The sequence below is a fragment of the Paenibacillus sambharensis genome, assembly GCF_003233845.1.
Classification (GTDB): Bacteria; Bacillota; Bacilli; order Paenibacillales; family Paenibacillaceae; genus Paenibacillus_I; species Paenibacillus_I sambharensis.
In genome coordinates this window covers 1-5779 of the sequence record NZ_QKRB01000027.1, presented here as the reverse complement: position 1 = coordinate 5779, position 5779 = coordinate 1, and the positions used below count along the sequence as shown (strand labels likewise).

Annotated in this window: 6 protein-coding genes; 3 read left to right on the top strand and 3 right to left on the bottom strand. The window is 46.5% G+C overall.

What is annotated here, in order from left to right:
• Positions 1 to 107: 107 nt before the first annotated feature.
• Positions 108 to 581, bottom strand: a complete 474-nt coding sequence (locus tag DNH61_RS02465) for a hypothetical protein (protein WP_111145103.1) — start codon at positions 579 to 581, stop codon at positions 108 to 110.
• Positions 553 to 2463, bottom strand: a complete 1911-nt coding sequence (locus DNH61_RS26215; protein ID WP_245947866.1) for a CdiA C-terminal domain-containing protein — start codon at positions 2461 to 2463, stop codon at positions 553 to 555. The genes DNH61_RS02465 and DNH61_RS26215 overlap by 29 nt, the downstream gene beginning before the upstream one ends.
• Positions 2464 to 2701: 238 nt before the next feature.
• Between DNH61_RS26215 and DNH61_RS02455 the strand changes: the two genes are divergently transcribed.
• The 3 genes from DNH61_RS02455 to DNH61_RS26210 all read left to right on the top strand — a co-directional run bounded on the left by DNH61_RS02455 (position 2702) and on the right by DNH61_RS26210 (position 4186).
• Positions 2702 to 3145, top strand: coding sequence for a hypothetical protein (locus DNH61_RS02455; protein ID WP_111145102.1), 444 nt, complete (start codon positions 2702 to 2704; stop codon positions 3143 to 3145).
• A 213-nt stretch (positions 3146 to 3358) separates the two neighbouring features.
• Positions 3359 to 3760 carry a hypothetical protein gene (locus tag DNH61_RS02450; protein ID WP_111145101.1) on the top strand — a complete coding sequence of 134 codons (402 nt, stop codon included), beginning with the start codon at positions 3359 to 3361 and terminating at the stop codon, positions 3758 to 3760.
• Positions 3761 to 4009: 249 nt separating this feature from the next.
• Positions 4010 to 4186 carry a hypothetical protein gene (locus tag DNH61_RS26210; RefSeq protein WP_181438556.1) on the top strand — a complete coding sequence of 59 codons (177 nt, stop codon included), beginning with the start codon at positions 4010 to 4012 and terminating at the stop codon, positions 4184 to 4186.
• A 492-nt stretch (positions 4187 to 4678) separates the two neighbouring features.
• Here DNH61_RS26210 and DNH61_RS02445 read toward each other — a convergent pair whose 3' ends face one another.
• A complete protein-coding gene (locus DNH61_RS02445; RefSeq protein ID WP_245947862.1) occupies positions 4679 to 5632 on the bottom strand; it encodes an IS110 family RNA-guided transposase in 954 nt (317 codons plus the stop codon).
• Between the last annotated feature and the right edge of the window lie 147 nt (positions 5633 to 5779).

Below are 5779 nucleotides of genomic sequence, written 5' to 3'. Positions count from 1 at the left end.
TGAGCCTGAATTGGCTGCGCCCCTCTCTTAGTAGTGCCGGGAGCTGCCAGATCAGCACCCGGGCACCAGTCTTCCTACAGAACTAAAATAAAATCCGATGAAACACTCTATTTCTTTAATTTTTCTTTGATATAAGAATGACCAAGTAAACCAAGTAGACTAGGGGTTAAGTACTTTATCTGGTATTGATTCAAATCACTATTGACGATTAACTGACCATCCTTCTTTCTAAGCAACTGATCCGAACCATTATCTAAAAACAACAGATTCCCACCACATTGTTTCAATAACTGCTCGATAACTTTAAACAAATATTTAATTCCTTGTTCAAAGGTATTGCCAAATAACTGAACCCTAATGCAAACATTAACATCTAAATCATAGTGGGTTCTAACAAAATTTATGTCTGAGATATCCTCAAGCTCAAGAGCCAATGAAAAGTATTCAGTCCCAATAACTATTTCTTCTTCATCGTTCTGAATCGATACCTTTTCATTCAAAAGGTTGACTATAGTTATTTTAATAAGATCTGCCAAAGACCTGCAACTGACATTAGATTCTAAAAACAATTCGAAATCCATGTAAATCTAACCCCCAAATGCCCTTGTGATTTTTACCGTCAGTCACAATGAGTAATTCTTGTAAGTTCTTTAAGTCTCCGTTTGGATTAGCTTTCCTTAGAATACCTTCAGTAATCTCAGTTATCTTCTCAGAAGTAAAACCATCTAAATTAAGTACAATTCTCTCCGCCTGTGTTTTTGTTTTAGTTCTAATATTCCTTAAAATATTGTCGGAATTTGTATCTATAGTAGGTGCATAACAGTCAAATACTTCGCCTTCAATTAGAAAATCTGGATTTGAAGATTCCTTTATGCCATATCCGTTTCCACCATTGAGTTCATCTAACATCTTTATGTGATATCCCTGATCTGCAAAGATATCTGCTGTTTCATTCTCTTTCTTAACACCATGTGAATCACCTTTAGTGTAATTCCCTTTTGGCTTACCTCCATTAGGTAAAGAGGGTTCTGTTAGTTTTATACTAACTTCACCAGTCCCCGCAGCCTTCTCATCCATAGCCCGGAGGTAATTCTCCTGCACGGCATTCTTCTTGGGTGGCAGCTCCTGCTTGCCTCCATCCATGAGGCGGACGTCAGGCATTCCCGGGCCTCCTGCGGGAGCAATGTTCAGCGGGCGGAGCCAGCCCGGGTCTGCCAGCCGCTGACCAGCCAGCTTTGCATTGTCCACCAGCATGACTGCGCCCTGGCGGATCTGAATGCTTACGTCATCCAGACGGGTTCCGGCCTTCCCTGCTACGGAGATGACTCCCCTTGCGCTCTTGAGAGCCACGCCCCCAGCAGCGGCATAGACAACCTCACGGCCCAGCGTCTCGCCAATTAACCTGGCCTGTTCGTTCGGGGAAAGCGCGAAAAATTCCTCCGCCGTCATCTTCAGATCAATTACCTTATTATTCACATACAGCAACGGGTCGTCTATCAGCTTGTTCGTTTCATTATAGATATCTATTGAAATCTGCTTGGCGCCTTCGCCTATTGCCTTGGCCGTTCCCCACGGATCATCGTACAAGTCATAGCCAAATGAAGCAATACCCATTAGCCCGGATTTGCCGCCTTCGTACAGTCCTTCTGCGAGATCGATGCCCCAGAACCTGGGCTCTGCCGCATTCGCATCCTGGATCTCCTTCAGCTTCTCGGCCGCGATATGCCAATCCCAGTAGGGCAGCCCTTCGAATGTAACCGGGTGAAAGCCTTTCTTCGTCACATAAGCGAGGAAGTCCAGTATATCGGCATCCAGCTTGTCCCCAGAGAACAGCTGATCCACATCCACCAGCTTCTTACGCTCAGAACCATACGCTGCTGCCAAGAGGTTCAGGTTGGCTATGTTTACCGGCTTCGGCTGCGAATCCCGGAAATTCAGTACAACCAAGCTCACCTGTTCCATCACAAACTCCGTAATGGCGGCTAGGATATGAGCTGAGCCTGCTATTAACTGCTGCAGATTCTCGGCTGCCCGTTCTTCAGCATCGTCTATCAGCCCCGCTATCTGTGGCAGCAACCCGCCCAGCTTCTTGGCCAGCAGCTGGACCCGGACATCTACTTCCTCCCAATCCACCGGCCGGAAAGCTGCTTCATTCACCGAACGGCTGGCAAGCTCCTCCACAGCCGCTGCCCGGCTTATCAGCTGCCGCTCCGCATTGTCGTAACGCTGCACCGACTGCAGCACAAAAGACTCCAGCCTGGCTATCCGCTCGGTGATCCGGCTGGCATCCGCAGCCGCTTGGGTTAACCTGCTGTGTATGCCGCGTCTTGCGCCAATCGCGCTATCCAACCCATTCTTCACGGCCTGTACATGTCCCGGAATAGGGGACAGCCTTCGGCCTGCGGCACCCAGCTGCTCTGTACTACGATTCACCTGGGCTAAATCGATTATCAGCCGCTGCATTTCTTCTCACTTCTCTATCTGTAGCACTCTTCCTTCATTAGCAAACCTACTTATTCGCTGTTCTTCCATAAATACCCTCCCGTAATGTTTGTACAAAATTGGACATTTGAGTTTTTTTGAACATGAGGAACTTTTCGTCAGCCATGACCCATCAGGCTCAGCCGGTCTATTTCTTTTTGGCTGAAACAATTCCGCGTGATCTGCGTCGTATATGAATAACGGGATGGGAGGATTGATTATGAAACGAGCATTAATTGCATTATTATTGTCCATTTTCATTTTGGCTGCTTGTGATGCATCTACGGGTGAAAATCTCAGTGACTCTCAAATTCCCGAAAACCATGCGGAGGTATATGAACCGTTTAATCTCCCGAGGGATCAAGTTGCAGAAATCACCATTTTTCTCGGCGAACGTTCGGATGAAGTTGCTGCCAACTTGAAAGAATCCAAGGAATTGGATGAGTTCTATCCTATTCTTCAGGGCGCACAGCCACCCTCGGGGGATGCTGTAACCGCCGATTGGCCTTATACAGTCGTGATTAAGTTAAACGATGGGCGGGAGAAAGAACTTCAATTTACAGGTGGTGGTTCTGTATTTACCGATATGACGGATGGCAGATCATATGCAATCGACAAAGAAAGATTCAATGACTTTCTCTCGGGTTATCTTGAACATTCATAGCTAGAAGAGGGGGGAGGCCACTCGTAAGATGTATTTGTTTACAATGAAAACTGTGAAGTGACTTGTTCTTTGTGCAGTTATTATGCAGTTATTGTGCAGTTATTGTTAATGCGAGGTGGTTGCCATGCTTTCAGCCAGGAAAACAAGGATCACAATGCTGTTTGTCTTTAGTTAGTTATTGTGGTTGCAGTGAGTTTCTACATATACTCGAGAATGGCCGATCCGCTGCTGGTAACAGGGCGGTCCAATGTTGATAAAGAGCAGACACAGGTATATCTATCTCTTGTGAATGAAGGTTGGGGCAATATTAAAATAGAAGAAGTGGCTGTCAACTCGAAGGCTCCAGCCACCAATGCCAATTTTGTTATGAGTTATACTGGTCAGTTAGTGTCTGCCGGCATAGAAGACAGCTCTCAAGCTCAGTTCATAGGGATCGATGAAGGAATAATTCCCCCTCAATTATCCGATGCTGAAGTTCGGCAAATACTCCGGGATAACGAAGGAAGGATTCCTTTGCATTACGGTGTCCGAATTGTTAACGATGAAAATATCCATACCGTTCATATTCAGTACCGATATTTGGGCATATCAAGGACCAAGACAGTGGTACTTTAATACCCCAATTTGCCTTCAATTGCGTTGTGTGCGGCAGCGTCTGCATGTTCTTGTTTGCGATTCGAAGCCCCTTGGATAAATACAAAGACTTGGATAAAATGATTAAGCTTACTGGAGATCGCGCTAAACTGGATGCAAAAGCTAACGATAGGCTGGAAATCAGCTCTCTAGTCTGAGGATGGTCAGTCAAAGCGTCTTACTGTGTTATAATGAAACATATTTCTATTCTTATTTGGGAAGGTGCATCCCTTGGATAGATTCAAAGAACTGGATAAAATGATTAAGCTTACTGGAGATCGCGCTAGGCTGGATGCGAAAGCTAACGACACATACATTGTTTATAAGACGGCAGAAGGTCAAATTGTAAAGGAATATAACAATGGCAATATTGTTCCCGTTGGCAATTCGAGTGAATCTCATGCATGAACAGCAACCGATCATGTGTGCAACGTTTGGACACCATTGCGAATTGGGTTAAACAGGTTGAAAAAGAAGATCTGAAGTAAGAAGAACAGCCCCGTATTGGTAGTTCTTTTTTTTATGAAAATGAATCTTTGCTCAAACGAATTTTTACGCACGCCGAAGCAGGACTACCGATTCGGCAGACCTTGACCGTGGTGGAGGTGAAAGGTTAGGCAGGGCGAGTTACTGTGAAGCCTTTGGACTGTAGCTGTCGAATGAGTTCTGCTTCACGACGTTTTTCGCGCTCTTGTCTGTAGCGTTCAAGATAATCAGGGCCTAACTCTTTGTATGGGCTTTTGGTAAGCAACATGTGGTATACGATGCGAAGCAGCGTATGTCCAAGTGCGACCAAGGCTTTCTTCTTGCCTAGCCGCTTAACCCAACTCCAATATCTTGCTGAGAGCCTTGTGTTTCGCGTCATAGAAGCAGCCCAAGCACATTCACATAATACTGCTTTTAGATGGGCATTTCCGGATCGCGCTCGTGTTCTTTTTTTTTACCGGCGCTCTGGTGGTTGCCTGGCGTAACGCCTGCCCATGCGGCAAGATGGTGATCATCCTTGAAAACGGTCATGTCGGTACCGATTTCCGCGATAATGACAGATGCTGCTTGCTCGTTGATGCCAGGAATCGTAACGAGAAGATCTATGGCCTCTTGTTTGCTGGCTAATCGGTTTCGGATATCCTGCTCAACGAGTCGGATTTGCTTTTCAATGTACACGAGGTGATCCCAGGAGAATCGGATCATGTCGCGATGATGCTTACGAAGACGACCGTTGAGCGATTGAAGTAATTTGGGGGATTTGTGCTTGAGCGCACCCTTCATGTGCGTCTCAAGGAATTCCATTGTGATGACTTCACCATCTACGATCTTCTGGAGCAGCAGGCGTCCTGATGTTCCGAAGATGTCGGACATGTGGGTAGTTAACTTGATGTTCGCATCCTGCAGGGACTTATGGATGCGATTCTTCTCCGAGGTAGCGTCATACACCAACTTTTTGCGATAACGGGTCAGATCTCGAAGATCTCGGATGTCCTCCGAAGGCACAAAGCTTCCTTCAATAAGCCCGCAACGCAGCAATTTGGCGATCCACTCCGCGTCTTTCATGTCGGTCTTGCGTCCGGGAAGATTCTTGACGTGATGAGCATTGGCTAGCAGGAGGTCTAATTCAAAGGCTTCAAGCACGTTCCAAACAGACTTCCAATAAACGCCCGTACTTTCCATGGCGACGTGAGTGCAACCTTGCTCCACTAACCATTCGCCCAGTTCCATGAGCTCGTTCGTCATGGTACCAAAGGTGCGAATCTCTGATTTTGGAGCACGGTCCAGCTGCCCGGTAAGAACGCAGGCCACAACGGTTTCCTGGTGTACGTCGAGGCCTGCACAGCGCTCAAGAATGGCTTCCAACATTGTAACAATCCCTCCGACATGAGTATTGAACCGGAAAGACAACCGAAACAAACGAAGATTTTTTATCCGGACTCGCAGTCCGATAGCCTGTGCTTCAAGGTTGTCCGAGCAGTTTTATTTACGGGGTCGAACCCACCGCAAAAAGCC

Coding starts and splice junctions, on each gene's coding strand:
- DNH61_RS02455 (WP_111145102.1), top strand. CDS start 2,702: ATGAAACGAGCATTAATTGCATTATTATTGTCCATTTTCATTTTGGCT.
- DNH61_RS26215 (WP_245947866.1), bottom strand. CDS start 2,463: ATGCAGCGGCTGATAATCGATTTAGCCCAGGTGAATCGTAGTACAGAG.
- DNH61_RS02450 (WP_111145101.1), top strand. CDS start 3,359: ATGGCCGATCCGCTGCTGGTAACAGGGCGGTCCAATGTTGATAAAGAG.
- DNH61_RS02465 (WP_111145103.1), bottom strand. CDS start 581: ATGGATTTCGAATTGTTTTTAGAATCTAATGTCAGTTGCAGGTCTTTG.
- DNH61_RS02445 (WP_245947862.1), bottom strand. CDS start 5,632: ATGTTGGAAGCCATTCTTGAGCGCTGTGCAGGCCTCGACGTACACCAG.